Source organism: Rhizobium sp. LARHSG275, assembly GCF_052871115.1.
In genome coordinates, this window is the sequence record NZ_JBIXJN010000043.1 from 1 (window position 1) to 26,897 (window position 26,897).

At 56.4% G+C, this 26,897-nt stretch carries 21 protein-coding genes and 10 pseudogenes; 20 read left to right on the forward strand and 11 right to left on the reverse strand.

The genetic code is table 11. From position 1 onward, the window contains the following. Nucleotides 1-260: 260 nt before the first annotated feature. The 4 genes and pseudogenes from htpG (at nt 261) to ACIPSK_RS32475 (ending at nt 6,338) form a co-directional block, all read left to right on the forward strand. Nucleotides 261-2,150, forward strand: a complete 1,890-nt coding sequence (htpG, locus tag ACIPSK_RS32460; protein WP_130808457.1) for a molecular chaperone HtpG — start codon at nt 261-263, stop codon at nt 2,148-2,150. A gap of 371 nt (nt 2,151-2,521) precedes the next feature. Next, a pseudogene (locus ACIPSK_RS32465) lies at nt 2,522-3,114 on the forward strand (IS630 family transposase); the annotation flags it as partial. Between the two features lie 141 nt (nt 3,115-3,255). Continuing rightward, on the forward strand, nt 3,256-4,314 hold the full coding sequence (locus tag ACIPSK_RS32470) for a TlpA family protein disulfide reductase (protein ID WP_017969021.1): 1,059 nt from the start codon (nt 3,256-3,258) through the stop codon (nt 4,312-4,314). 1,022 nt (nt 4,315-5,336) lie between these two features. Then, nucleotides 5,337-6,338, forward strand: a complete 1,002-nt coding sequence (locus tag ACIPSK_RS32475; RefSeq protein WP_017969019.1) for a LacI family DNA-binding transcriptional regulator — start codon at nt 5,337-5,339, stop codon at nt 6,336-6,338. Nucleotides 6,339-6,579: 241 nt separating this feature from the next. Here the strand turns inward: ACIPSK_RS32475 and ACIPSK_RS32480 are convergent. After that, a pseudogene (locus ACIPSK_RS32480) lies at nt 6,580-6,997 on the reverse strand (IS66 family transposase); the annotation flags it as partial. A 296-nt stretch (nt 6,998-7,293) separates the two neighbouring features. Between ACIPSK_RS32480 and ACIPSK_RS32485 the strand changes: the two are divergent. Further along, nucleotides 7,294-7,512, forward strand: coding sequence for a helix-turn-helix domain-containing protein (locus tag ACIPSK_RS32485; RefSeq protein ID WP_020486304.1), 219 nt, complete (start codon nt 7,294-7,296; stop codon nt 7,510-7,512). Between the two features lie 79 nt (nt 7,513-7,591). On the opposite strand, the pseudogene ACIPSK_RS32490 reads toward ACIPSK_RS32485, so the two are convergent. From ACIPSK_RS32490 to ACIPSK_RS32500, 3 pseudogenes are all read right to left on the reverse strand, one after another. Beyond that, nucleotides 7,592-7,678: pseudogene (locus ACIPSK_RS32490) on the reverse strand (BON domain-containing protein); the annotation flags it as partial. 15 nt (nt 7,679-7,693) lie between these two features. Continuing rightward, a pseudogene (locus tag ACIPSK_RS32495) lies at nt 7,694-7,909 on the reverse strand (BON domain-containing protein); the annotation flags it as partial. Between the two features lie 205 nt (nt 7,910-8,114). Continuing rightward, nucleotides 8,115-8,802, reverse strand: a pseudogene (locus tag ACIPSK_RS32500) (IS6 family transposase); the annotation flags it as partial. A gap of 551 nt (nt 8,803-9,353) precedes the next feature. On the opposite strand from ACIPSK_RS32500, the gene ACIPSK_RS32505 reads away from it, so the two are divergent. Beyond that, nucleotides 9,354-9,614, forward strand: coding sequence for a hypothetical protein (locus ACIPSK_RS32505; protein WP_017969014.1), 261 nt, complete (start codon nt 9,354-9,356; stop codon nt 9,612-9,614). A 163-nt stretch (nt 9,615-9,777) separates the two neighbouring features. On the opposite strand, the gene ACIPSK_RS32510 is transcribed toward ACIPSK_RS32505, so the two are convergent. After that, a protein-coding gene (locus tag ACIPSK_RS32510; RefSeq protein WP_085991651.1) for an IS3 family transposase occupies nt 9,778-10,877 on the reverse strand; the annotation gives its coding sequence in 2 pieces (ribosomal slippage) (nt 9,778-10,625 and nt 10,625-10,877; 1,101 coding nt in all). Nucleotides 10,878-11,133: 256 nt separating this feature from the next. On the opposite strand from ACIPSK_RS32510, the gene ACIPSK_RS32515 reads away from it, so the two are divergent. Then, nucleotides 11,134-11,670 carry a hypothetical protein gene (locus tag ACIPSK_RS32515; RefSeq protein ID WP_017969011.1) on the forward strand — a complete coding sequence of 179 codons (537 nt, stop codon included), beginning with the start codon at nt 11,134-11,136 and terminating at the stop codon, nt 11,668-11,670. Between the two features lie 179 nt (nt 11,671-11,849). On the opposite strand, the pseudogene ACIPSK_RS32520 reads toward ACIPSK_RS32515, so the two are convergent. Continuing rightward, nucleotides 11,850-12,102: pseudogene (locus tag ACIPSK_RS32520) on the reverse strand (DDE-type integrase/transposase/recombinase); the annotation flags it as partial. A 130-nt stretch (nt 12,103-12,232) separates the two neighbouring features. On the opposite strand from ACIPSK_RS32520, the gene ACIPSK_RS32525 reads away from it, so the two are divergent. Then, nucleotides 12,233-13,369: a GH12 family glycosyl hydrolase domain-containing protein gene (locus ACIPSK_RS32525; RefSeq protein ID WP_245268477.1), complete on the forward strand. Its 1,137-nt coding sequence runs from the start codon at nt 12,233-12,235 to the stop codon at nt 13,367-13,369. A gap of 127 nt (nt 13,370-13,496) precedes the next feature. Further along, nucleotides 13,497-13,616: pseudogene (locus ACIPSK_RS32530) on the forward strand (IS6 family transposase); the annotation flags it as partial. Between the two features lie 338 nt (nt 13,617-13,954). Here ACIPSK_RS32530 and ACIPSK_RS32535 read toward each other — a convergent pair. The 3 genes and pseudogenes from ACIPSK_RS32535 to ACIPSK_RS32545 all read right to left on the reverse strand — a co-directional run. Continuing rightward, nucleotides 13,955-14,194, reverse strand: coding sequence for a hypothetical protein (locus ACIPSK_RS32535; RefSeq protein ID WP_017969008.1), 240 nt, complete (start codon nt 14,192-14,194; stop codon nt 13,955-13,957). Between the two features lie 44 nt (nt 14,195-14,238). Next, a complete protein-coding gene (locus ACIPSK_RS32540; protein ID WP_017969007.1) occupies nt 14,239-15,063 on the reverse strand; it encodes a hypothetical protein in 825 nt (274 codons plus the stop codon). A 278-nt stretch (nt 15,064-15,341) separates the two neighbouring features. Continuing rightward, nucleotides 15,342-15,977 (reverse strand): annotated as a pseudogene (locus ACIPSK_RS32545) (IS5 family transposase); the annotation flags it as partial. Nucleotides 15,978-16,831: 854 nt separating this feature from the next. Here ACIPSK_RS32545 and ACIPSK_RS32550 point away from each other — a divergent pair. The 8 genes and pseudogenes from ACIPSK_RS32550 to ACIPSK_RS32585 all read left to right on the forward strand — a co-directional run. Further along, nucleotides 16,832-17,554, forward strand: a complete 723-nt coding sequence (locus ACIPSK_RS32550) for an IS6 family transposase (protein ID WP_017969005.1) — start codon at nt 16,832-16,834, stop codon at nt 17,552-17,554. Nucleotides 17,555-17,869: 315 nt separating this feature from the next. Beyond that, a complete protein-coding gene (locus tag ACIPSK_RS32555) occupies nt 17,870-18,166 on the forward strand; it encodes an AAA family ATPase (RefSeq protein ID WP_017969004.1) in 297 nt (98 codons plus the stop codon). 51 nt (nt 18,167-18,217) lie between these two features. Further along, a complete protein-coding gene (locus ACIPSK_RS32560) occupies nt 18,218-19,477 on the forward strand; it encodes a glycoside hydrolase family 5 protein (RefSeq protein WP_017969003.1) in 1,260 nt (419 codons plus the stop codon). A 37-nt stretch (nt 19,478-19,514) separates the two neighbouring features. Continuing rightward, nucleotides 19,515-19,940: a hypothetical protein gene (locus tag ACIPSK_RS32565; RefSeq protein ID WP_017969002.1), complete on the forward strand. Its 426-nt coding sequence runs from the start codon at nt 19,515-19,517 to the stop codon at nt 19,938-19,940. A 91-nt stretch (nt 19,941-20,031) separates the two neighbouring features. Then, a complete protein-coding gene (locus tag ACIPSK_RS32570) occupies nt 20,032-20,445 on the forward strand; it encodes a hypothetical protein (protein ID WP_246709825.1) in 414 nt (137 codons plus the stop codon). Nucleotides 20,446-20,675: 230 nt separating this feature from the next. Beyond that, complete coding sequence (locus ACIPSK_RS32575; protein ID WP_442214809.1) at nt 20,676-22,103, forward strand: glycoside hydrolase family 28 protein; 1,428 nt, start codon at nt 20,676-20,678, stop codon at nt 22,101-22,103. 34 nt (nt 22,104-22,137) lie between these two features. Continuing rightward, nucleotides 22,138-22,356, forward strand: a pseudogene (locus tag ACIPSK_RS32580) (transposase); the annotation flags it as partial. 63 nt (nt 22,357-22,419) lie between these two features. Continuing rightward, nucleotides 22,420-22,736, forward strand: a pseudogene (locus ACIPSK_RS32585) (transposase); the annotation flags it as partial. Nucleotides 22,737-22,897: 161 nt separating this feature from the next. Here the strand turns inward: ACIPSK_RS32585 and ACIPSK_RS32590 are convergent. Both ACIPSK_RS32590 and ACIPSK_RS32595 read right to left on the reverse strand, forming a co-directional pair. Next, entirely contained in the window at nt 22,898-23,704 is an 807-nt protein-coding gene (locus tag ACIPSK_RS32590; protein WP_017968997.1) for a hypothetical protein, read from the reverse strand. Between the two features lie 12 nt (nt 23,705-23,716). After that, nucleotides 23,717-24,004: an AAA family ATPase gene (locus tag ACIPSK_RS32595; RefSeq protein ID WP_017968996.1), complete on the reverse strand. Its 288-nt coding sequence runs from the start codon at nt 24,002-24,004 to the stop codon at nt 23,717-23,719. Nucleotides 24,005-24,222: 218 nt separating this feature from the next. Between ACIPSK_RS32595 and ACIPSK_RS32600 the strand changes: the two genes are divergently transcribed. The 3 genes from ACIPSK_RS32600 to ACIPSK_RS32610 form a co-directional block, all read left to right on the forward strand. Then, nucleotides 24,223-24,348, forward strand: a complete 126-nt coding sequence (locus ACIPSK_RS32600) for a hypothetical protein (RefSeq protein ID WP_017968956.1) — start codon at nt 24,223-24,225, stop codon at nt 24,346-24,348. Between the two features lie 278 nt (nt 24,349-24,626). Next, a complete protein-coding gene (locus tag ACIPSK_RS32605; RefSeq protein WP_245490036.1) occupies nt 24,627-25,358 on the forward strand; it encodes a hypothetical protein in 732 nt (243 codons plus the stop codon). Between the two features lies 1 nt (nt 25,359). Continuing rightward, on the forward strand, nt 25,360-26,897 hold a 1,538-nt coding region (locus ACIPSK_RS32610; protein WP_446533129.1), incomplete at its 3' end, for a condensation domain-containing protein.

Sequence of the window (26,897 nt, forward strand, 5' to 3'; positions counted from 1 at the left end):
CAAGCTCGGCGGCTGGAACGGCTACGCCTCGGCCAAGCCGCCGGGCCCAATCACCTTCTTCAACGGCCTCAAATACTTTCGAGCCGTCGCCGATGGATGGGCTTTGCGAGATATGTATATGCCCTAGTCCTGATGCAGAGATGTTGACGGGGAATGGCCGATTGGCCGGCGCATCACGATCAGGATTTTCCCACCTTGATTTTTCAAACCTGTTTCGCCATTTGATCGGCGCTAATTCGCTTCCTGGAGAACCCGAGCACATGACAAAGACTGCAGAACAGACCGCTGAAAGCCACGTCTTTGAGGCCGACGTTGCCCGCCTTCTGCACATGATGGTCCACTCCGTTTATTCGGATAGGGATGTGTTTCTGCGTGAGCTGATTTCGAACGCGGCCGATGCCTGCGAGAAAATTCGGTATGAGGCGATCGAGACACCGTCACTCCTTGGTGCTGATGCCGAAAACCGGATCACGCTGACGCTGGACGAAGAGAACCGGCAGCTTGTCGTCGATGACAATGGCATCGGCATGAGCCGCGACGAAATGATCGAGGCGCTGGGAACGATCGCGAGATCGGGGACTCGGGCGTTTATGGAGCGAGTTGAAGCGAGCAAAGCCGCTGAAGGTGCTCAACTGATCGGGCAGTTCGGCGTCGGCTTCTATTCCTGTTTCATGGTGGCGGAGCGTGTCGATGTGATCTCGCGTCGGGCCGGAACGCAGGAGGCCTGGACATGGACTTCGGACGGCAAGGGAAGTTACAGTGTGAGCTCGGCAACTAGCCTCAATGAAGCTCCATCCCGTGGAACACGTATTGTCTTGCATCTGATGGAGGACGCTAAGCAATATACGTCCCGCTGGACCATCGAGCGTATCGTCAAGGAACAATCCGGCCACGTGCCAGTTGCGATCCGCCTTGTTGAGAAGCCGGGCAAAGAGCCAGTCCAGATAACGGACGGCACCGCACTATGGACGAAGTCAAAGAGCGAAATCAGCAAGGAAGAGTATACGGACTTTTATCGTGGCGTCTCCGGGCAGTACGATGAACCGGCGCTGACCGTACATTTTCGTGCTGAAGGCCGGCAGGAATATACGGCTTTGGCGTTCATACCCGGAACACAGCCTTTCGATATGTTTGATCCCGAACGCAAAGGAAGGATGAAGCTTTACGTCAAGCGGGTGTTCATCACCGATGATGCGGAACTGCTGCCGAGATACCTGCGCTTCGTTCGTGGGTTGGTCGATACCGCTGATCTGCCGCTCAACGTTTCTCGTGAGATGATCCAGGAAAGCCCGATCCTGACGGCGATCCGCAAAGGCATCACCAGCAGGGTCATCACCGCGATAGAAAAACTGGCTGAAAGTGACGCCGAGGCCTTCCTCAAGTTCTGGGAGAACTTCGGTGCCGTCCTCAAGGAAGGCATTTACGAAGATCTCGAGCGACGCGCTCAGCTCTTGGCGCTTGCTCGGTTTCGGACGTCCGCATCGGACGAGGGCTACCGTTCACTTGCCGACTACGTCAAAGGTGCCAAGGAGGGCCAGAACGCCGTCTATTATCTGGCGGGCGGTAGCCTCGATCAGCTTAAGGCATCACCACAGCTTGAAGGGTTCCGGGCGCGCGGCATCGAAGTGCTGCTTTTGACGGACTCCATCGATAGCTTCTGGACGATGAATGCTCCAGACTATGAAGGCAAGGCGTTGAAGTCCATCACTCAGGGTGCTGCGGATCTGGCACAGTTTGCAAAGCTGGATGGCCAGACAACCCAGGAAGGGGACGACAACGGCACGGCGACGTTCCTTGCTTTCGCGAAGGAAAAACTTGCCGATCAGGTTGCCGATGTCCGGGCTTCCGACCGTCTGACGGAGAGTGCGGCCTGCCTCGTAGCGCCCGAACACGGCTATGACAGGCAGATGGAAAAAATACTGCGAAACGTCGGTCGCCTTCAAGATGCGGCCAAGCCGATCCTGGAGATCAATTTGCTACACCCTTTGATCAAAGCGATTGCGAGCGTGGAGGGTGATGCTTCGTACCAGGAGGATGCCGCGTTCTTATTGCTCGACCAGGCCCGTATTCTGGATGGAGATCGGCCAGCGGATCCACGCCGATTTGCCGAGCGGCTGGCACGGGTCTTTCAGAGATCGGCGCAGTCGTAGCAACAAGGAGAAGGTGGGGTTGGTCAGGTTCGGCCTCCACCCACGCTCCTCCATGTTCCTGGCTCACCGCCCTCGGCGCCGACGTTCACTTGTCTTAGTATGGCTTGCGCGTTCCGGGCGTTTGTGTCTTGACCGTTTCGGCTGCCGCCATCGCAGAACCACGGAGGGAACCGACACGCCGATTTACTGTCCTTGCGATGGCAGCATTGGGCTAAACGGCGTGATGCGCGGGCTCCGTTACAGCAATGACTACATGCGGCACGCGAGAACTCCAGACCCTGTCATTTACCTGGGACGGACCCGCCGTCGTCTTCATTAATCCGGAACACGTTGTTGCTGTGTGAACATTCGACAACAGCACTCACATCCATGTGTCGTGCCGAGCGGCGGCAAAGCGCTTCGGCATTGGCATCAGCACCGCGATCGACTGGGTCCGGCGCTTGCGTGAGACGGGCAGCGCGGCCCCTGGCCAGATGGGCGGCCACAAGCGAAGGGCGATTTCGGGCGAGCATCGGGTCTGGTTGATCGATCGCTGCCGCGCGCAGGCGTTCACCTTGCGCGGGTTGGTCGCGGAACTGGGAGAGCGCGGCCTGAAAGTGGATTATAGCGCCGTCCGGACCTTCGTGCATGAGGAAGGGCTGAGTTATAAAAAAAGACGTTGGTCGCCAGCGAACGCGAGCGGCCCGATGTCGCCGCGCGACGAGCCCGCTGGCTGAAGCATCGCCATCGCATCGATCCATCTCGCCTCGTCTTCATCGATGAAACCTGGACGAAGACGAATATGGCGCCGCTCAGGGGCTGGGCGCCGCGCGGCGAACGGCTGTTGGGCCATGCGCCCTTCGGTCACTGGAATACCATGACTTTTGTCGTAGCCCTCAGGGCCGACCGCGTCAGCGCACCGTGGATCATCGACGGCCCGATCAATGGCGAACGCTTCCTGATCTATATCGAGAAGGTGCTGGTATGATAAGTGCCGCTTGATTCATTCTTGGTCGCTGGAATGTTTCGGAGACGGATGATCAAAATCAAAGCGGCTCGACCTGTTCTCTGACAGAACACACCCGTCACTAGCTGACGAAACGCGGCGAAATAATAAGGACACGACATGGCGTCGGATCTTTCAATTGGCTCTCAAGCTCCCTCGATCAAGATGCTCACCTGGATACGTGGCAATCCCATTTCTTCCTTCCAGCCGGGCAAGATATCCATCCTTGTATACTTTTCGACGCACTGCGATGGCTGCCGGAAGGCGCTGGTCGACCTAGGACCACTGCAGGAGAAATATATCGGGGTTGAGGTCATCGGAGTTGTAGGAAATGAGCAGGCTCCAACGGCCGACGAAGTGCGCCCGGTGGTTGAGTCATGGCTTGCCGAGACGCTGTCGAATTCGAACATTTCGATGGCCTTCGACCACACAGGCGAAATCGATAAGCGTTGGATGGACGCCAGCTGTTCTTTTTTGGTTCCACAAGCCTTCGTTGTCGGCCGAGATGGCGCCCTCGATTTTATCGGTGACCCAGTCTCACTCGACCACATTCTGCCTAAATCGATTGACGGCAGCTGGCGCAACAGTGCCGAAGCGAAACTAACCGAAAAGGAGCGCCTCGCTGAAGGCGAGATCTATGTTTTGGAAAAGGCGCTCATGGACCGGATCAACACAGCGAGAGAGGATAAGGATTGGAAAGTAGCGGTCTCGGCAATTCAAGAAGCAATCAGCGAGAGCCCGGACGACCCCTCCTGGCGCGAGTATCATGTGGAGGTGTTGATCGAAAGTATGCGCGAACTCGAGGCGGGCTGGATAGCTTTGGCCCGATTTGCACGCGAGGCAATCGAAAGAAACTGTGAAGACTGGCTTCGGGCGGCGATGCGGCAGCTCTTCGATTCTCAGTACGATTACCCGCGCCTTGCGTTGGCGGAACGCTTTTCGGTGGGAAAGGAGCTTTCTGACTGCATCCTGAGACTCTCTGAGCAGCAAGATGCCCTCTCACGCGCTCAGTCTTACGAGACAGTTGCCCCTTACTACCATGAGAGCGGTGACAACAGCCGGGCACTGGAGTTGATTGAGCAGGCTATCGTGTTGGTAAAGAGCGGGTCTCTGCCTGACGATGAGAAGCAAGAATGGCTGGCGCAATTGCTGCGGGCACTAGAGAAATACAAGGGGTAAGAGGATCGAAACGAGGGAATTTGCTGAGAATCCGCAGAACCAAGTTTGAAAGAGGAACCCGTCGGCGCTGTTTAGGCAGTGCCCACGGGAATTCCAGTGAACCATGCCATATCTCCGCGCCAAGGTAGCCCATGCGCCTAGTTCGTCAGGGAACACTTGATTACCCTGCTCATCTATGACCGCTAATTTGAGGGGCTCTTGCGCCTCGATAACAAAGTACTTTCTAGAACGACCTGCATAGCCGCGCGCCGTGTTTACATCGCTTTCTGAGATCATCCAAATTGCTTCGCCCGTGTGCCCACTTTGCCCCGAACCGCCCCACACCCCATCCCTATTCGCGTGGTTGAACTTTGTTCTCGCTGGAAATTCTTCCATCTCCTTGCTCTCCCAACCAACTAAGGCTGCCTGATGTATGTGGTGGGCGGTTTGCCCGGCTGTCGCGGGTCTTGCCGGGCTCCTGACCTCGTCACCGACGGCTCTAAAAGCTCGGCGCGGTGGATTCTCGCGGTCACCCTCCCGGTGCCACCCTTTTATTATTATTTTCATGCAATCGTTTGATATGTCGCCGCTATAATAGGCACATGTTTGGTATTCTCCCCAATCTTCGTGCGGTGCAGTTTCGGTATCCGCGCACTCAATCTTCCATTCTTATAAATAAGGCATGGCGCCTTGTCCCCAGCCGAAACCTGGCTACTCGAGACGAGGACGATCGCAGCAAGGATCATCCCCTTCCAGAAAGACGAGGGATGCACTCGATGAATCGGGATGGCCGCGGTGACGGTCTCTTTCGGTGAGGATCTCATCTAAGGATTTCCTTGTGCTCGTTTGTGGAATTGTCCGCAATCGCAACCGTTTCGCAATCGTTAAGTCGAACGGAACTTGTATGGCGGCGTGTAATAGTGGAAGCGCTTCCACAAGCTTACTAGTTTTTGCGCTTACTACGTCTAGAGATATTGGAAGCGCTTCCAGAAAGTTGCTATATTCGGACCGGTTTTGGTTTCCAATCAATAGGAGGAGCCGAGGTGGACAGGGTTCGGTTGTCAGATGTCGCTAAAAGGGCAGAGGTCGGCGTTGGCACTGTTTCGCGAGTTTTGAACGACTCGCCGAAAGTTTCGGCCGCAACCCGGCAAAAGGTCTTGGACACAATTGCTGAACTTAGCTACGTGCCCAACTTGGTGGCTCGGGGTTTGGCGGCTAATCGAACGGGCTTGATCGCAGCAATAATCCCTGGGATTGGCTACACGCAGCACGCTGAAATAATTCAGGGAATGACCGACGTCCTGCAAGCAAATGACATCACCTTGATGATAGGCTCAACGGGGTATTCGGACGAGATCGAACTGCGGGTCATTAAAGCCTTTCTTGCTCGGAGGCCCGATGCCATCTACGTCACAGGTGTCCGTCACAGGGACGACATACGCCGTATCTTGGAGCAATCAGGAATCCCCGTGGTAGAAGGGAGCAATTTGACTGATCGTCCGATCGATGCCGTCGTCGGATACTCCAATTTCAACGCCAGCGCCGATCTGACAAAGCTGCTCATTGCTCGCGGCTATCGCCGTGTCTGGCACGTAACTGTCACCAAAGATTTGAATGACTGTATCGAAGACCGCTTGGAGGGTTTCCGTTGGGTGACGTCTACAAGGACCGAAGTCGAAGCGGATGTAATCCGCTGTGAAAATAGTTTCGCTGGCGGAGCGGAGGCTGTCCGGCTCGCGTTGGCGTCCAATGTCAAAGTGCAAGCCCTGACGTTTGCTACTGATGTCATGGCCGTTGGCGGCTTGTTGGAGTGCCAACGTCGAGAGATCAATGTTCCCGAGCAGCTTGGGATTGCGGGCTTTGACGACCTCACCATCGCCGAGTCGACAAATCCTTCCTTGACGACCGTGAAGGTCGACCGGGTGGAACTTGGTCGAAAGGCTGCTGAATTGATTGTCAACCGGCTTCAAAGCAACCATCATTGCTCCAAGATTGTCGACGTCGGATTCCAACTGGTGGAACGAGATAGTACACGCCACCGTTGATCGAGTCGCCGCAGTAAGATCGAACTAAGATCTGAGCTTTCCTTGAAAAATCGCATCTGTGTTCCGGCGAGCTTCAGTCGCTTGGTCTACGCCGAAGACACCACCCGGAGGGATCCTCGCATCAAACACATGCGCGGCTTGGCCACGCGTTATCGACATACTGAACAGTTAAGTCGCAGCATTGAAGCCTATTGCGACAAGAATCTGGATCGCTCCAAATTGCGATCCATGTCCCAGCCTACCGACAGGCGTACTTCAGGCGTCGGGTGACGATGTCGCAAGACTGCGCCGGAAGCTCCAGCCGCTCGGACACATCTTCGCCGATGCAATGCAGTCCTCCGCAATCGCAGATCAGGCCGTCAGGCTCGATGATCTCTTCGATACTAGGAAGATGAGCGGGAAGAGGGCCGCAACGGGCGGTGCGTCGTTTAGAGTGTTGACTGCCTGACAGACTATCAGCCTCCTCCTCGGCATGGAGAGCAGCAATGGCCTTCCCAAGGTCCTCCAGTGCGAGGTCGAATTGCTAGGGCCGCCTTCTTTGATTTGCGCCCAAAGGCGGTGTGCCTGAAAGACGCGACGAGCTTCTCGAGCCTTTCGTCCTCGCGGACTTCGCGCTGCTCGACCTCATAAACGGCCGCATTTGCCCCGCAATCTTTCATGGCCCCTATAAAAGCATTCGAAGCTGCTCGTCTTCTGTCCAAGCCCTGTACTTGATTTCGGCGATCAATGTCGATAGCAGCCAGACGTCATTCTGCTAGCGGGCGAAATGACGATCGCCAGGAAAGGGAGGCAAGGCTCGTCCACTCCTTCACCACCTCAGACCTGTACTCCATCGCACAAACTGCTAGAAAGAGCGCCCGCGGAAATTGGAGAAATCGTCCGCTACCGGACGCGGACGGTAGCGGTGGAACTAGAAAACCGTTGTTTTCCGGCCGCCAGAAGGAAGCTCAAAGACATGAACATGGCCTCGAACATTGCGAAATCCCCTGTTTTCCCATCCATTGGCGCCCTGCTTGCAGAGGCTCGTCAGGCTCGCGGCTATTCTTTGGACGACCTCGCAGAAACCACTGGTCTGACTGTGGCCGAGCTGACAGCTCTTGAGAGCGACGAGGATTTTGATGCTTCAAGGATACGAAGGACCGCGGCCGCTCTAGGAGTTTTAGACAAAATTTGAAACACGCGTCGCGCTGAAGTCGTTACACAGCTGCCATAAGGAGGGTGCCTGCAGCAGTGAAGATGCCAAGCGCAAGTCAGATAAAGCCCTCGGATGGTCCAGAATAGCCCCCATGATTGTCATGAGCATCCGGCCAGCACGCGCTGCGCAGCGCCGCCTCATCCCCTGCCGTCGAAATGTCGCTGAGTACTCTCCGCACGCCGCGCACGCTCTCCGCGGTGACCTTCGCTGCTTCCCTTTTCGACGGACACACCATCCTTCCTCGCAAGGTCACCTCGCCATTGAGAACCGTCACCTTCACGACATCGTACGCCAGTCCGAGTTCCAGTTCCAAGCGCATTCTAACTGCAGTGGAAAGGGCGTCGTCGCCGATAGGAATGACGGTGTTTGCGGGCATAGACTCTTTCTCCGTTGCGACGGCGAGATCCTATGTCTGGTTTGCCGTTGCGGCGTTGATGCAGATCAACTGGCGGCCACGCCGCAAGCCAGTCTCCGCGGCGGCCCCACGGACGAAGGTGATTGAGCGGCGCGCGCGGCGCGGTGCCGGCGCTGTCACGTTGTTTGAACGTGGCCGACCCTGCGCTTTTCAGGCAGGCCGTGCACACGGCTTCCCACGCGGTCATTGCCTGGCGTCGACGGGTTCGAATTTGTGCTGCGGAGCGGTTGGTCTGGGATGGGATGGGATGGGACGAAGAGGTCTCGGACGGCGGAGAAGATCGACACCAAATGTCGCAATGGGCCACCCGACCGGAAACCCTGTCGCGTTCGCTCTCGTTTTCTCCCAGGTGAGAATTCTCCGCCCGGTTGTTCAAGCCTTTCTGCGCGCGGTGGTCCACGTCGGGATGACCTGGCGTTTGGCCGCCCCGTAGGAGCGCAATTTGTCGGTGATCATTACGCTTTCGCGGCATGCCCTGCTTCTTCAGAAGTCGCGTCAGCAGGCCCTTGGCCGCCTTGGTGTTACGGCGCGTCTGGACGACTCGTCAAACACCTTTCCGTCCTGATCATCCGATCTCCACAACATTTCTGACCGTTGATGCGCTTCACGACATCATCGAGGTGCCAGACATCGCCTTTCGTCGGCGCCTTGCGGCGTATGCGGCGCGCATAATCAAGGCCATGCTTTCGCCACCATCGGCGGATGGTCTCGCAGGAAACGACGATCCCGAAATCGAGCAGCATTTCCTCAACATCGCGCAGGCTCAGATTAAAGCGAAAGTAGAGCCAGACAGCACGGGCTACGATTTCGACCGGATAGCGGTCGTTCTTGCAGGTCGGTGCACTCACGGTCATGGGTGCGCTGCTACCTCAATTTCCTTACCGCTCAATCAATGTGACAGTGTCGAACGATAGGCGCGATTCCATGCTTTGCCGTTTTGGCGGCGCATAGGCACCAAATCCAGAGGTCATATTATGAGACGTCTTCACGGACGCGCGACGCGTTTTGCTTGGAAGACACGTGGCGATGCCAGCTGCGGTAGCTCTGGAAATCTGCGACATGCCCGCAGCGAAAACGTGGTCCAAAAAGCCTGATCGGGTTCTGTATCGGAGATATCAATTACGGCAGCAGGCCCGGGTCCGATCAAGCTCCGATATTGAAACGGACGACACCGGCGGCCGTTTTGGCGATCCGCCCAAAGTGGAATACCTGGTTTTTGGTTTTGGCGGCGATCGAATTGACTTCGCAATGATCCCAGTTCTTTTCGAACAACAGACGAGTCTTCACGGAGGGGATTGCAACGGATGCATATCAAAATGTGTTCGGCGTAGGCGGATTTCCGCTTACGGTTCGCCGGAGATGTCGGCCAAGGTTTCTTTTGCCGAATCGGATATTAGCAAAGGTTATGAAGAGCGAACAACGACGCCTTGCCGCGCAAAAAGCCTTTGATCGTCTCCGTCGCGCGGGATTGCCGACGGAGGAGGATCCGCGTTTCCTCGTATGGATCGAACAATGGATTGCCGGCGAGATTGAAATGCAAGAGGTTCGGGAGCGGTATCTTGGGTTCTTGCGAGAACAAGCTTCCGAACTCAAGTGGCGTGCGCTTGCCAGGGGCGCCAAGTTACCTACCGATCCCGGACCGCAGCCGATCGACGAAATTTCCTAAGCGACTTCACCAAAGGTTAGCCAGTTCGTTATCGGCGGCGCTCGCGGGATGGCCTTCAACGATCTCCTGTCGGAATACCCCTGTCGGCGTTTCTATACAACGTCAACAATGAGGTGCTCCCCGATTTTGGGCCAGCGGGAGCTGGAATTTTCGGGGTTATGGCTCAGCTCGGCGGGGGTGCCGATGAGCCGTTCATAAGCGAAATCGGTACCTTGTTGCCGATCGCGCTATGTGGCCGGAACTCGTTATAGTCTCTACGCCAATCCTCCATCTTCGCACGCGCGTCGTCAAGGCTCATGAACCAATGGGCGTTCAGGCACTCGGCGCGGAACTTGCCGTTGAAACTCTCGATGTAGCTGTTGTCGGTCGGCTTGCCAGGCCGGGAGAAGTCGAGCACCACGCCCTTATGGTAGGCCCACAGGTCGAGGTCGCGCGAGATGAATTCGCTGCCGTTATCGACACGGATCGATGCTGGGTACCCGACCTGCCGGCATACCCGCTCAAGCGTCTGGACCACGTCTTCGCCTTTATAGCTGAAGCGAGCGTCGACTGCCGGCGAGAAGCGCGAGAAGGTATCGACGACTGTCAAAACCCTGATCTTGCGGCCGGTAGCCAACTGGTCGTGAACGAAGTCCATGGCCCAGACATGGTTTGAATGGGTCGGTTCCGTGCGGTCAGCCCGCAGCTTCGCTTTGACCCGTCGCTTGGGAACCTTGTTGCGGAGCTGGAGGTCCATCTCCTTGTAAAGGCGATAGATTCGCTTCGGATTGACAGGCCATCCGTTACGTCTGAGCAGGACATGAACACGGCGATAGCCGTAGCGCACCCGTGTCTGGCAGATGTCCCTGATCTTCAGCTTCAACTCGGCCTGCTCGCCGCGCCTGGACTTGTAGACATACAGCGACCGATCGATCTTCAACACCGAACATGCGCGCCGGATCGAGACCTTCCAGTCCGCCTTGACCGTGTCGACAAGCTTGCGCTTGCGGGCAGGCCTCAGAGCTTTTTTGACAGCACGTCCTGGAGCATGGCCTTGTCCAATGACAGGTCGGCGACGATCCGCTTCAGCTTGGCATTCTCCTCTTCGAGCTGGCGAAGACGCTTCATCTCCGACGGCATCAGCCCAGCGTATTTTTTGCGCCAGTTGTAAAACGTCGCGTCCGAAATTCCTGCCTTGCGGCAGACCTCGCCAATCGGCGTGCCATCCTCTGCCTGCTTCAACACGAATGCGATCTGCGCTTCCGAAAACTTCGAGGCCTTCATCGAATTCTCCTCTTCTTCCCCGCAGGGATCATAAGTGGAAAATTCCAGTTCCAAATGGCCTAAATTATTGGGGGCACGTCAGGGGCACGTCAGCCAAGCGGAATCCATCTTGACGAAGTGAGCGCAAAAAAATAAAAAACCGTGGAAGCGCTTCCACGAGCCATCACCGCCGCCATATAAAACTCCCTTCGGCTTGACGATCGTGAAACGGACGCGATGGCCGACAATTCACAAACGAACAAAAGGAAATCCTTACATGAGATCCTCACCGAAAGAGACCACCACTGCGGCCATCCCGATTAATCGAGTTCATCCCCCGTCTTTCTGGAAGGGGATGATCTTTGTTGCGACCGTGATTTTCCTCATAGCCAGCAGTCAGGTTTCGGCTGACGAGCTTGCAGCCTCACTTGGTTGGGAGAGGAAGCAGGTAGAAGTACTTCCAGCGGGAACAAAGTTCAACCACGCTAATAGGGAAGGGAAGTGGGGAGGTTCGGGGCAAAGCGGGCAGAAGGGCAAAGCAATTTGGATGACCTCAGAAAACGATGTAGGCGCGGCACGCGGCTATGCAGGTAGCTCTGGAAAGTACTTTGTTGTCGAGGCGCAAGAGCCCCTCAAATTAGCGGTCATGGACGAGCGGGGTAATCAAGTGTTTCCTGATGAACTAGACGCATGGGCTCCCTTGGCGCAGAGAGACGGCTTGGATGGAGTGAAGACGGAACATGGAAGCTCGTACGAGGTGGTTTTATTTGACAGAAGCAAGATTGCACCTGTGGCAGAACGTCGTTTCAACTAGCACAGACGCCAGCGCACGACGCCATCGAGATAGGTGCGTTGGGGCGGATGAAGTTTGCGAGTTCGGTCATGGTCTGACGCCTGAGTGTGTGTTTCCCGACGGGGAGCCTCCTCGGGCGTAGCCCCCGGGGCGATGTCACGTTGTTTGATCAACGGCCGAAAAGTCGCTTGTCGGTAAACTCAGGCAATTGCAGCGGTCACGGCTTTCCACTGCGCCATGGCGCGGATCCGATGAATATGGGTGGCTAGGGCTGCTCTGGTGCGGCGCGACGAAAAGATTTCGGACTGCTGAAAAGACCGACATGAAACGTTGCAAACCTCCGACGGATCGAAAGCCCTGCATCATCCGCTCTCGTTTTCGAAGCGGCACGTGAGAATTCTCTGCGCGATTGTTAAGGCCCTAGTGCGATCGATGTCCGAGGCCGGGCATTAACCACCCTCTCTAAGCTGAGACCTGTCAAGATCGTCCGAGGGGCGGATCGGTAGCGGCGATGAAAGGAATCCTAAAATCGGTTCATCAACTTAACACAACCCGGTTTTAACGACTCGTTATGGGGTTACATATGTCGCTAGTTAAAAGAAAAATCTTCTCCGTAGGCGTCTTGGCCTTAATGGCATGCGGCGCGTCGGCGGCCGATCACGCCGACCACAGCGATCCGAGTGTCTCTTCTTACGAAGCACCGAGAACCTTCTCGTGGGCCGGGGCTTACGCCGGGCTTCACGGAGGTGTCGCGTCTCACAAGTTCAACCCGTTCAATAGTGATGACGCCCCCGCGGTGGGCGCTCAGGTAGGTTACAATCTCCAGGCCGGATGGGGCGTTCTCGGCGCAGAACTGGAAGGCTCTTACATGAACAACGAAGTGCCGGTGCCCGACGGCAAGGTGGAAACCCGCTTCCGCGGTGTTCACGTTACAGAAAGCGAGCTTATGGTTCCCAATCGAGTAGACGGTACTGGATCGCCAGCCTTGCCGGGCTACATGGATGCACAGCATGATAAACTTGAAGCCAGATCATCGATTGCCGCGCCTCTTCCGGCAAACACCCCGATTTGGAGCTCGAGCTCTCCATACGAAGACTTTTCCTACGGCGGTTATTCTTGGAACAATGATGTATGGGGAGCCGGCGCCGGGCCTCAGACGATTTCGGTTCATGCAGGCAAACAGTGGAGCGTTTGGTCGAACCAGCCTAATACGGATGGCATCAAGAGCTATCCCCACCAGGCTTTAAATATCGAAAAAGCGCTCAGTTCAATTAATACTCTGACTTCGAGCTTCAATCAGGAAGTTCCGGTTGGCGGGGCCTGGGACACCGCCTACGACATCTGGGACAGCTCACGCCAGAATGAGATAATGCTCTGGACAAACTACACTGGCAATTCAGACGGAAGCGGCAATGTCAAGCCCATCTCATATCGTTACGACCGCTCCGGTGCAGCGATCCCGCTCTACCGCAATGTCAATGTGGGCGGGGCGACTTGGAACGTGTTCACGGGCTCTAATGGTCACAACGTGATCTCACTGCTGTGCACATCTAAAAGCGACAGCGGAACGGTGGACATCAAGAGCATCCTGGAGTGGCTCAAGTCGAAGGGTTACTTTGGCGACATACACGTCGGCAGCGTTCAATATGGCGTCGAGATTACCTCTTCCCCCGAGGGGATGAACTTCAATTTTAATAATTGGTCGGTGAGTTCGACTTGATACAGGCGTTGGTGCATCGATCCCAACCAGGAGGGATTAAGTGGGGCTGTCGCAAATTTTCGGGCTTAACCGTATGTTGAGCAGCATAGGCATGGAATTTGCCGCTCCGAAAGTTGCGGAGCGAGCCATGATTCTGAATGCCATTGCCGAGAAGCTGAAGCGCCAGTCGAAGGATGATTTCAAAGGCAGGCATTTCGAGGCGTGGCTGATCGTACAGGCGGTTACAGGGTACTTGAGCTACCCGCTGAGGGCGATGTCACGTTGTCTGCGGCTTAACGATTGTGGGATAACGGGTTGGGATGAATAGTCCGACCGTAAGCTACAAGAACCACCGCTTTCCACCTAGCTGAGTCACTTTTCCTCTATGGCTCCTAGACACAAAAGGCGCGGCGAGGAAGGCGGCTCAATGGCCTGCCATCCGCGACTCGGCGCGTGGGAAGTTGTCCGATTTGCTCGCGCGCCCGTGCGGCGGTCACTCTGTCATGGCGCCTGCTGAGGTTGCCGATCTTGTATGCTCGTTTCAGGATGCGAATGACGAAAGGAGTGCCAGGGGGTTGCCCCCCCAGCACAATTGCACCATGCCCGCTAGTGCGCGGACCGGGTTTTCTTTTCGGCGGAGGCCTTGATTGTAGCTCTGCTAAGGGCGGCCAACGGCGCCTCTCTCAGACGATTCACTTTGTCGACAAGATTGTCAAGGCAATCCTCCCAGTCCTTGTCACTTGGCGTGGCTGAGTGGTTGTGCTTGTCTGCGAATTTTACTTCGGAACTTTTGGTCTGTTTTTTAGTGTCATCGTCGTAGTATTGCATCCAGCAATAATATTTCATGAGTTCCTCCTGTTTTTAAACTGAACACTTGCGCCGATAGCGGGTTAGCCGTCGACGTATCCGGAGAGTTTTCCGATCAGTTTGTTGTATTCGTCAGGAAAGTCCCCGAACGTGCCTGCGAATTCGGCGATCGTGCGAGGAGAGACAAACAGGAAGGTATTGGCTTCCTGCAATTGCTCGAAAGAAACCGACGTTGTCTTGTGGCAGGGCGTGGAGGTCATCGCCTTGTGCGATTCCTGGGAAGCAAAGAACAGACGTACGGTGACACTGGGAGCGCCGAAAAGCTCTTCGCAGATAAATAGGATATGGGCGAGCTTTGTCTTCTCGACCGCCTCTTCCTTCTTGAATTCGCCGTTGAGGGCATTCAGCACCCCTTTGGCGATTTCCAACGAGCTACCCGACGTTAGACCCGGGATGAGCTGCTGAATTACCTGTGTATCAATCGTCAACGATCCGCTCTTAAGAGACAGGGTCTTCTGGAACTTCTGCACCTCGATAAAATACCCCGACTTGGCGATGATCTTACCCCAAGCGTCGTAGTCGAAGATCGTCTTGTTCTTTGAAGCTAGCGCCTTCGTCATCGCGGCGAAGAGTACTGTGACACTCTCAAAGAGTTTCTTTGTTTCGCCCTGCAATTCGCGACTGGACATCGAGTAGAAGATATTACCGGTCTGGTTCAGTCGGAACTGGACACCCTTTTCCTTATCGCCTTCCGGCTCACCATCAGCGGTTCCGAGGAGCATGGTAAGCGGTATCAGCCGTTTTTTGTTCAGCTCCTCAGAGACAAAGTGGTGCCCTTCCAGGACCGCGGTGCCAGCGTCTACGAATGTGCGGACACTGTTGTCAAAAGTCGCTTGCAGACCAGCCATTATTACTTCCTTTTCGTGTTTGAGCCGACCGAGGCGATGCCGCGACATTGGACGCGGCTGGTTTCGTCGCAGTCCGGGAACAATTTCAATCGTCGTGCCAGACTGGGCGGATTGATGTGGCAGAACGGAAGTTGGTGCTGCCGCAACCACTTAGAGGGATAAAATACCGGACCGATGAATCCTGTGGCGTGTCACGAAGCCGCCAAAGGTGACGACACTGTCGGACATGTCGTGAGGCTCCTGAAAGCGGTAGATGGACAAGCTCATGGCGATGTACTTCGTGGCAGAACCTCGAAGCCTTTTGCCTTGTAGGTCCGCTTGACGATCTGGAGACTGAACTTTGCGATCTTTTGCAGTGCGCCCTTCAGCTTCGGTCCGGCATAACCACCATCGGCGAAGATATGTCTCAGCCACGGCCAGCGCTTGAGAATAGTTTTGAGAACGGCAGGCGCGCCGTCGCGATCCTGAATGTCGGCGCTGTGAACCATGAAGCCGACCATCAGTCCGAGCGTGTCGACGACGATATGACGCTTGCGTCCCTTTATCTTCTTGCCCGCGCCATAGCCAGAAATTCCGCCGCTTTCCGTGGTTTTCATGCTTTGACTGTCGATCACTCCCGCAGACGGCGAGGCTTCTCGGCCTTCAATTCACGCGCCTCCATCACAAGATGATGGTTGATCCGACCCCATAACCCTGTCGCTCGCCATTCATAGAAATAGGACCGCACAGTTGTAAAAGGCGGAAAATCCTTGGGCATCATCCGCCATTGCCACCCAGTCGTGGCGATGTAAAGCAACGCATTCACCGACCTCGCGAAGATCGGTACTGCGCGGCCTGCCCAGCCGCCTCGGTTCAGGCAGGCAAGGCGAGATCAATCCCCATTCCCGGTCCGTCAGATCGCTTACATACCGCATTGCGCGTCGGGCATATTGCCGACGGGTGAAATCAGTCCAGCCCTTTGTCTCCGTTCGTCCTAAGCAAACAAACAGAATCACAACAGGCTGATTTCACTTAACTCTTTTTCGGTCAGGCTCTAACATTCTTCCCAAGCCTCGCCGGACTGTTGGTATCCACCCGTAGCATCGGTCGACAAGCGAATAGGGAGCTCAAATTCAGCATGGCGTCGTGATGAAGGTGGAAAATCCCCTTGGGTTTCGCCGGCGCGCCGTTTTCCCCGCACCCATAGACATGATGCAAAGCGTGGCATGCCTGAACAGGCGATCGGCATCGTCCCGGCCTGGTTGGTGAGGTCGGCGCCGCGTAGCGCGAGGAATAGTACCCGCACGCCCATTTCCACCAGAACTCTTCACCGTGGCGGACGTCAATCGCAACACCGGTCGAGGCGGTCGTGCTTGGTCCCAATGAGAATGTCCCCCGGACTCCAGCTTATCCATGAGCCGGGAAAAGCCGCGGGCGTTGCGCAATGGCTGTGCTGCCGGAAACTCGGGCATGCGGCGAGGCGGCTTCACCCTATCAGCTGCCGGCGAACCAAGGCTCTATCTGGAGTGCGCTCCGTAGTTTCGTCTTCACAAAATCCGGCGCGCGCCAGACATATGCCGGAGCCATGCCCTTGCCCTCGGGCAGATCGCAAGTGATCAATCGCGTTGGTGATCGAAAAATCTTTGCCTGTCTCATAGTTACCGCCGAGTGTAGAAAACCAGCGCGTATAGTTGCCCCTGATTTAAATTGCCGTTGCAGCTTGCTGTATCACCGTCGTTCAAGGTGATCAGACACGTCCGTCATTCCAAGTAACTGCGGGAGCGAACCGATGATTCTGAATGCCATTGCCGAAAAGCTGAAGCGCCAGTCGAAGCATGATTTCAAAGGCAGGCATTTCGAGGCATGGCTGATTGTACAGGCGGTCGCTTGGTACCTTCGTTATCCGCTCAGCTATCGGGATATCGGGGAGATGTTCGGGGAACGCGGCTTCGTGGTCGATCACAGCACAATTAATCGGTGGGTATTGGCCTACGCGCCGCTGATTGAGAAGCGGCTGCGTCAGTTCCGCCGGCCACATTGCGGCTCTGTTCGCGTCGATGAGACCTATGTCAAGATCCGCAGCAAATGGCGATACCTATATCGGGCCATCGACAAACATGGCAATTCGATGGACTTCCTATTGACGGCGAAGCGCGATCCCGACGCCGCCAAACGGTTCTTCCGCAAGATGCTCAAAGACGAGCCCTTGTTGTCGCCGAATAAGGTCGGGACGGACGGGGCCAACACCTTCCCGTCAATGATCAAAACATCGGTTGATGATGGGCTTCTACATCCGGACCCCGTCCACTATGTCACCAAGCACCGGGTAAAGAAGAACATGCCAAAAATCGGTGGCTTCCAATCTTTCAACACGGCGCGGCGAACCATCGCGGGTTTCGAGGCGATGCTGTGGCTGAGGAAAGGCTTCGGCCTCTCGGGCAGTTGGACCATCAACGATCAGAACGATCTGCTTGCGCGCCTCTTCGGACTGCAGAAAGTTAACAAAGCATGAAACTGAAGATGCTCAAGGGATAATCGCGCGCTTCGAAAATGTTTGCGACAGGCCCCTCTGCTGTCTCTTCAGGATACTCACGACATGTGTGCGACATTGTCGTCAACTTTGTCCGCTTCGCGACACGCCTTACTATTCTTCGGTCCGGTATTTTATCCCTCTAAGTGTTTGCGGCAGCGCCAAATTCCGTTCTGCCACATCAATCCGCCCAGTCTGGCACGACGCTTGAAAATTGTTCTCGGGCCGCGACGGAACCAGCCGCGTCCGATGTCGCGGCATCACCTCGGTCGGTTCGAACACGAAAAGGAAGCAATAATGGCTGCTCTGCGTCAGATCGCGTTTTACCGAAAGGGAGGCATTGGCAAATCCACTACATCCCAGAATACGCCCGCCGCCCTTGTCGAACTTGGGCAGAAAATCCTCATCGCCGACTGCGACCCAAAGACCGAGTTCACGCAATTGATCCTGTTTGCGAAAAAGAAAAAAGCATCCTTCGCAAAGCTCAAGGGCAAAACATTTGCATTTGCGAAGTCGGATCACCGCAAGCAGAAGGACCGGCCGATTCTCGATACGTCAAAGCAGAAGCCGAAAGGTAAGAAGCCGAAAGGCTAGGCGCATAGTTGGCAACAACTTCGCAGCAGCAATCGGAAAAAGGAAATCGAAATGTCCGCCGAAAAAACCAAACTTAATGGTGTACAGCGCATGGTCAAAGGGTCCGACCTCTTGGTCAGGGCGCTCGAGGAAATGGGCGTCAAACCAATCTACGGCCTTCCCGGCGAAGAAAATCTCGAGATAGGCCTGCGCCGTATACGCACTAGCGGCAACCAGTTTGTGCAGTCGAACGGCGTAGCTATTCGCCTCAAGTCCATCAACTGGTTTGGGGCAGAAGGGGAAAACTATACCCCGCACGGCACATGGGGACGGTCATGGCGCGGCATCATCGATCAAATTAAACAATTGGGCTTTAACTGCATCCGTTTGCCGTTCTCCGGGTATATGGCCACCAGCAACCCGGTACCGCCGTCATCCGTCATCAGCGCATCGGCTAATCCGGATTTGTTGGGCCTGACAGCCCTGCAGATCTTCGACAAAATCATTGACTACTGCCTCGCGAGCGAAATCTATGTTGTCCTCGATCATCACCGGCGCACTGCAGGCGTAGGTGCGGACGGTTCACCAGTCGGTACTGGATACACGCTGGCGAAGTGGAAATCGTCATGGGCAATCATGGCCAACCGCTATCGTGACAAAATCAACGTTGTCGGCGCGGACGTGCATAACGAGCCGCATGACCTGAACTGGGCGACGTGGGCCGGGTACGTCGAGGAGTGCGGCAATCAAATCCACACCATCGCCCCTGACTGGATCATCTTCTGCGAAGGCGTCGGTAGTGATGCCAGCGGCGCTTTTTGGTGGGGTGGGGCACTTGGAGGTGTAGCTACACGCCCGGTTGTGCTCACCCGCTCCGGGCGGCTGGCCTACAGCCCGCACGAATATGGCCAGAGCGTCGGCGTGCAGTCGTGGCTTGCCTACGATGGCCAGACAGCACCGGCAGGATGGCCAAACAATCTCTACGCCGTCTGGCGGGCTCACTGGGGCTTCATCTTCGAGCAGAATATCGCGCCTATCTGGGTGGGCGAGTTCGGCGGCAAGTACGGCTTGGACGGCACCGGCGCGGTTAATCCGACACTCTCGCCCCACGGCGACCTTGAAAAGCAATGGACGGCGAACCTTTGCAAATACCTGAACGGCGATTTCACCGGCGATGGCAGCAATGACCTTTCTGCCGGTAAACTGGGAATCTCATTCGCGTACTGGGCACTCAACCCCAACAGCGGCGATACAGGCGGCATGTTGAAGGATGACTGGCAGACCGTGCAGACGGTCAAGCGCAACCTTCTCAACAGGATACTGGCCGGCTAATTATGCGACGCAGGCTTCAACCAAGCGGAGTAAAGACATGTACCAGATCGTATCTATAGATATGCAAGACACGACTGTAAAGGAGGCTGTCGACACGATTATGAATGGCCGCCAAAATTACATAAGTAAGCCCACGGGCGAATTCGAACTAATCACCGAGAACAGCGCATCAAAGCAAGGAAACGGCGATTCGCAGAAATTCCTCGTCATTGTCGGGCATGGCGGTCCTGACGGTGTTAGCGGCACCACGACCTGGAAGAATTATTGCAAACAGCTCTGCAAGATGCCCGATGAGCCGGAGACCATATACGTCGTGGCCTGCTCGACCGCGAGCGAGGGGCGGCTTTTCCTCTACGGGAACTTTGCGCGAAGCGTGAAGGAAAGCTTTCAAAACGCAACCGTGTGGGCGTCGGAAGATTTGGTCGAGGTGCCGTCCTTAAATGGCAAGTGGATCGTGCTGTAGCTTGATGCCCGGGCGGCGGATCGATGAGGCGGATGGACGTCTTCCGCTGTGGGTTCATCAATGGCGTCGACGCTATGCACGCGGCCGAATTGTGATCGTGCGCTATGCCGACGACTTCGTTATGGGCTTCGAGAACGAGGATGATGCGCTGAATATGCTTCTGGCCCTCGAGGAGCGACTAGTCAGTTTTGGCCTGGCGCTCCACCAAGGTAGGACGCGGCTGATCGAGTTTGGCCGGTTCGCGGCTTTGACTCGGCAGCGGCGTGGCGAGCGAAAGCCCGAGACCTTCGCCTTCCTGGGCTTCATTCACTATTGTGGAGTAACCCGTGATGGCAGGTTTATCGTGAAGCACAAGGCGGAAGGGAAACGCCTGACGCGAAAGCTGAAGGCGTTGCGCTTGCCGCTGTGCTGCGTGGACACTACCTCTACTACGGTAGGCCGCATAACTATCCCGCGCTTAACGGGTTCTATCAGCAAACACGCCGCATATGGTTCCGCTGCCTGAGGCGGCGAAGTCAGAAAAGCCGGCGAATGAATTGGTTGGAATTTGAAATCTCACCGCTCCGCGCTGCCAGTTCCACGTATTACTCTAACTTGGGCGCAGGCCAGGAGATGACGCGGGTTACTCCCGGGAAGAGCCGCATCCGCCCGCCCGGATTTGTGAGGGCGAAGCCGAATGGCATAGCTGCTCGACCACGATCGAATGCAGCATATGCCATCAAGTATGAGGACGTAATGACCACTGAACGCAGGTACGAACTGATATCGTCTTTTCCATCCCCTCTAACAAATTTCGTCCTCTTTTTCCTCCTGCTGGTAAATGTCGTTCCCGCTTGGGCGCAGGATCGCAGGACTGTCTCTGAACCGGCCTTGCCGGTACATGTGTGTTCCACGCTGTCGCCGATGATCGCCTCGTTTGGCGGAGATGACCAAGCCGAGACCCACCGTCTTCAGGCCGCTATCGATCACTGCGCGGTGGGTGAAGCCGTTCATTTGGTCGCGGGCGATCGGGGTGGACGTTTTCTCAGCGGACCACTGACCATTAAGTCCGGCATCACCCTCTGGCTTGAGCACGGTGTAGTGCTCGCGGCGATTGCCGATCCGCGTGCCTATGATCGCGACGGGCGTTGCGGGACGATCGATGACAAAGGCAATGGTTGCCGTCCCTTCATCCTATTTGCCGGAACGCGGGGCGGCGGCATCGTTGGCGACGGAGTGATCGACGGCCAGGGCGGCGCGACTATGGCTGGCCATGATGAAACTTGGTGGCAGCTTGCCCGTCGCGCTCAGGCAAAGGGGGGGGAGCAGAACAATCCCAGACTGATCGAGGTCGATCATGCGAAAGAGATCAGCTTCTACAAGGTGAAGCTGCGCAATTCGCCCAATTTTCATGTCGTGTTAAATAGGGTTGAAGGTGCGACTTTTTGGGGAGTACAGATCGACACGCCCGCAGATAGCCGCAACACCGATGGCATTGATCCCGGCGCGTCGCAGGACATCACCATCGCTCACAGCTTCATCCGCACCGGCGACGACAATATCGCGCTCAAGGCAGGGAATGGCCCGACCAGGCATGTTTCGATCGTGGACGTTCATCTGTATTGGGGACACGGCTTGTCGATCGGGAGCGAGACGGTCGCAGGTATCAGTGACATTCTGGTCCGTGATGTGACGCTCGACGGCACCACTTCCGGCCTCAGGATCAAGAGCGACATCAGCCGTGGTGGAACGGTTAGCAATGTGCGCTATGAAAATGTTTGTTTGCGCGGCAATCGAAAGCCGATCGACTTCGACACGCACTATGACGAAAAAGCGCGGGGGCGCAGCATCCCCATCTATCGCGACATCGTCTTGCATGACGTCGTGGGAGAGAGCGGAACGCTCGTCATTCGCGGCCAAGACCAGGCGCACGCACTCGGCGTAAAGTTAGATGGTGTGCGCTTCGGCACGGATGTGACATGGCAGGTCGAGTATGCGAATCTAGCCATTGGACCGGGCGGCGCGGTGCCCCGCCCTCCTGGTCTCGCAGCGCCCGCGGGGGCTAGTATTGTCTCGCCCTGTGACAGGCGCTGGGCTCCGTTTCCGGATTCGCCCAACGAGCATGCCGAGACCGCACCGGCTGTCAAGCGGAAGACGCTGCAACACACGGAAGTACCATCCTGACCGTCGGTGCTGGCGGCGCGTATTCGACTATTCAAGCCAGAGCTTCAAGGCCACCGAAAGCGGCGACATCCGGGGCTATTATGCAGGCAAAGAAGACCAAGGGCCGCAAGCGCCATATCATAGTCGATACGCTCGGCCTGATGGTCGGTTACCTGTGCACAGCGCCGACATCCAGGATCGCGACGGTGCTCCCGATCTTCTGAAATCCATCCGCCACAGGTGGCCATGGTTGCTGCATGTCTTTGGTGGCTATTGACCTGCCACTGCGAATTTCCTCCAGGATGGATTAGAGTCCGGCCCATTAAAGGGCGGGCGAATGAAGAAGCAGAGATTTAGGGAAGAGCAGATCATTGCAGTGCTGAAGGAGCAGGAGGCTGGCGCGAAGGCGGCCGACCTCTGCCGCAAGCACGGGATTTCAGAAGCGACGTTTTATAACTGGAAAGCCAAATATGGCGGCATGGAAGTCTCCGAGGCGAAGCGGCTGAAGGCGCTTGAGGACGAGAATACCAGGCTGAAGAAGCTGTTGGCCGAACAGATGCTTGATGCAGCCGCGCTCCGCGAGCTTCTTGCAAAAAAATGGTAGGGCCTGCCGCCAAGCGTGAAGCTGTCACGCATCTGAAGGCCGTCGCAGGACACCTTCGGGAGGGCGTAGCCCGAGCGAAGGGCCCATGCGTGCGCGGCGATTTTCTGAAGAGGTGAAATTGCCTTTGCCCATGTAGGCCTCCTGCCTCGAATTTAGGGGAGAAGGCGTCTACAAATCTAGGGGTTATTCATACATCGTTGTCTCACCGTCCTTACATGGAGATGACTGCATGGCTCTGAGGCGATGTTTCGAGCGCCTTGAGCTTTGCTCTCGCTGCCTCAATCATCTTCCGATATACATCAGCAAGTGACTGATACTGAACAGGATCCAGCCTGTCATTTTCGAGCTGGCTCAGCAAGTCCTCGCTCTTCTGAACGAAGGCCGTAATCTGGTCTTCATAGAGCTTCGTAATCGTAATTAACGCCTGCTGTGAAGCTTCCTGCACGGAGAAATGCACCTCAAAAACGAACGCGTACTCGCTCATCGAATCGCTATTGAAAAATCCGGTCGATTTGGACGAGTCTGCTAAGATCGCTACGAATAGCCGGAAACCGTTGCCGAGCGGCTCGGTTATGAGTTGGGTATTGTAAGTTAGCGAACTCGATGAGCCGAAGCTTTGGATTGCACCGGACAGCACATCGAACACCTTCGAGGTCATGTAAATTTGGAGGTTCGCCATGCCCTTGATTGCCGCACCCATCTTTTCGGTTTCGGCTTCCATGTTGATGCCATTGGGCAGGTCCTTGGAGTTGCCAAACACGGCCTTGCCGATGGCATCGATGGTCCTCTTAATATTGTCCAATGACCAATCAGAAGACATCATGAATTCAGTCTTTCGGCCCTTGAGGTATAATTGATGATTCCAACCACCGCTTTTATAGGTATCGGTGATTAAATCCTGAAGTGCCTTATCGTTTCCAGCGGCCTTCTGAGAGAGTTGAGATTCAAGCTTCTTCAAGTGCTCGTTGAAGGAAGCTTGCTTTGCAGCCAGCTCGGCGATTGATCGTGAACGTCCCATTATAAATCCTCCTTAAATCGTCGCCCTAAGACCTAAGCGCCCAGCCGCAAAAAAGCGGAAAACGCCTGCGATGAAGTGGTCCCCCTTCCCAAATGCAAATCTCTTGTCCTTGAGCTTTGCGAATGACGCTTTTTTCCTTTTTGCAAACAGGATCAATCGCGTCGAATCAGCCTTTGGGTCGCAGCCGACGATGAGGATTTTCTGCCCAAGTTCGACAAGGGCGGCGAGCGTATTCTGGGAGGTGGTGGATTTGCCAATGCCTCCCTTTCCGTAAAACGCGATCTGACGCAGAGCAGCCATTATTGCTTCCTTTTCGTGTTCGAACCGACCGAGGTGATGCCGCGACATCGGACGCGGCTGGTTCCGTCGCGGCCCGAGAACAATTTTCAAGCGTCGTGCCAGACTGGGCGGATTGATGTGGCAGAACGGAATTTGGTGCTGCCGCAAACACTTAGAGGGATGAAATACCGGACCGAAGAATCCTAAGACGTGTCACGAAGTCGACAAAGAAAACGACAATGTCGACACATGTCGTGTTGCTCCTGAAGAGGCAGCAGTGGGTCGGCTTCAATGCCAACACTTCTCGGTCGAATGAGCTGCGCTTGATGCAAATGCTGGCAATGGAAAGCGGCGCGGTGCTCTAGCGAAATCGTTTGCCGTCAAAAATCTCGCAAGCATTGCTGCAGCCCTGCCAAGCGCATGCGGCCACTCGTGTCGCAAACCTGACAAGCTGTCGCACTGTGGACCACTAGCGAAGCCTACCTGCCCGAAATCCGCCAGCTAATCTCCCGCAATGGGCTTGGCACGACGAGTGCTAGGGCCGACCGAGATACAAAAACTACATTGTCGCAGAATACCGACGCCTCGTCCTCTGCGGCACGTTCAAGGATGGCAACCTCTCTATTCGCAGGAAGGCCGGAACATGATGTTCGTCGAAGAGGTCGAGCAGATCACCTTCTCGGGCAAATCTGCCCGCGACAGGCACCAGGCCGTGCTCGCCGTCACCGAGCGCTGCGTCTTCTCGCTGATCCCCGATGGGTGGGAATTGATCGAGGCCGCGCCGCGTATCGATATCGAACGCGACATCCTCGCCCACATGAAATTCGGGCCGATCATCCGCAAGCCGCACGCGATGGCGGCGGTGATCTTCACCGAGGGTCCGATGGGTCTCGGCATCCGACGCCTCGTAATCCTATCATTTGAGGAGAAACCAGCCATGTCCACATCGCAGACCCCGGATATCCAGACGTTGAACCACCAGATCAATGAGATGCTTGCCAAGTTCAACATGCCGGGCGTCGACCCGGCAGCACTTGTTGAGGAACAGGCAATATCGAAGCAGCAGCTGGAATCGTTCCGCGCGGCTTCCTCGCTGCTCCTGATGATGTTTGCCGATGCGGCCCTTGCGCCCACGGACCGCCGAACTGGCGGAACAGCTTTACGAGATGGCGCTGAACGGCTCGCGCGAGATCGCCAGCATGGCGGCCAAGGCCAGCGAGACCACCTTCACCATCGCCCAGCCTCCTGGAGGGACAACGATAATGAACGACAACAGGCAGGCGGCAGGCGTCTACCTAGTTGCGAAACAATGGGCAGAGCGCGCGTTCCACCAAGGCTCACCAACTTCAGAAACTGCTTTCTTCTAGGAGTCTGAAATGACGGATTTTGTCATCGACCAATTAGAGGAACTGGATTCAGACGGCTTAGCTAAGCTCCTTTCCCTGGCCAGAGCGCGAAGTCGAGGCAGAAACCTAAAAGCCACACTGATCCCGAAGATCAGCCGTGATGGTGCGCTTCCGCTGTCCTATTCGCAGCAGCGTCTCTGGTTCTTGTCGCAGTTGGACGAAGACAGCGCGAACTATAATATTCCCCTGGGGTGGCGACTGCAGGGCAGGCTCGACCGTGTCGCCTGGCGGCGCAGCCTTGACCGTCTGTTTGCCCGACACGAGGCGCTGCGCTGCACGTTCGTTGCAGGAGAGGATGAACCGCAGGTCCAGATTTTGTCCGGGGACAGGGGATTGCCGTTGGTCGAGCACGATCTGCGGGACAGGCCGGATGCGCAAGCCGCGCTTTTGGATCTGTGTCAAGAAGAAGCGCGCACGCCGTTCGATCTGGCGCGCGAGCCGCTGATCCGCGGCCGGCTGATCCGGCTGGCGGATGAGGAGCACGTCTTTCTGCTGACACAGCATCACATAGTCTCGGACGGCTGGTCGATGGGGGTGCTGATGCGCGAGCTCAGCAGCCTTTATCGCGCGTTTGAGGGTGGGGAGGGTGATCCTTTGCCGCCGCTGGCGATCCAGTATCCGGATTACGCCGCCTGGCAACGGCAATGGTTGTCGGGCGAGCGGCTGCAGCGTCAGGCGCAGTATTGGCGCGACACCCTGTCTGGCGCCCCGGCCCGTCTGGCGCTGCCGACGGACCGGCCGCGGCCGGCACAGCAGTCGTTTGCCGGGGCCGGCGTGCCTGTTATCATCGATCAGGCCCTGGCGCGCGGGCTCAAGCGGCTAAGCCGGCAGCGTGGCACCACGTTGTTCATGGCGGTGCTGGCGGCCTGGGCTGCGGTGCTGTCGCGCCTGTCCGGGCAGGACGATATCGTGATCGGTGTGCCGACGGCCAATCGTCGTCACCGCGAGATCGAGGATCTAATCGGTTTCTTCGTCAACACCCTGGCGGTGCGAATCGATCTGTCCGGCGAGCCGAATGTGTCCGAACTCCTGGAACGGGCGCGGCGCGCGGCGTTGACTGCACAGGATCATCAGGACCTGCCGTTCGAGCAGGTGGTGGAGATCGTTCAGCCGCCCCGGGCTCTCGATCACACGCCGTTGTTCCAGGTCGGACTGGCCTGGCAGAACAACACCGTCGGGTCATTGGACCTGCCGGGGCTGCGGGTGGAGGCTGCGGGCGAGGGGCTTGATCAGGTCAATTTCGATCTGGAACTGAACCTGGGAGAGCAAGGCGAGGTCATCGCTGGGACTCTGGGTTATGCGACGGCGTTGTTCGACCGGGCGACGATCGAGCGGCAATGTGGGTATCTGCTGGCGCTGCTGCGGGCGATGGTTGCCGATGCCGATAGGCCGGTGCGCGAGCTCGACATTCTTCCGGCTGAGGAGCGTAGTTACCTGCTGGAGGAGTTGAACCGGACGGAAGTGGACTATCCGTCGGATCTTTGCGTGCATGCGCTGTTCGAGGCGCA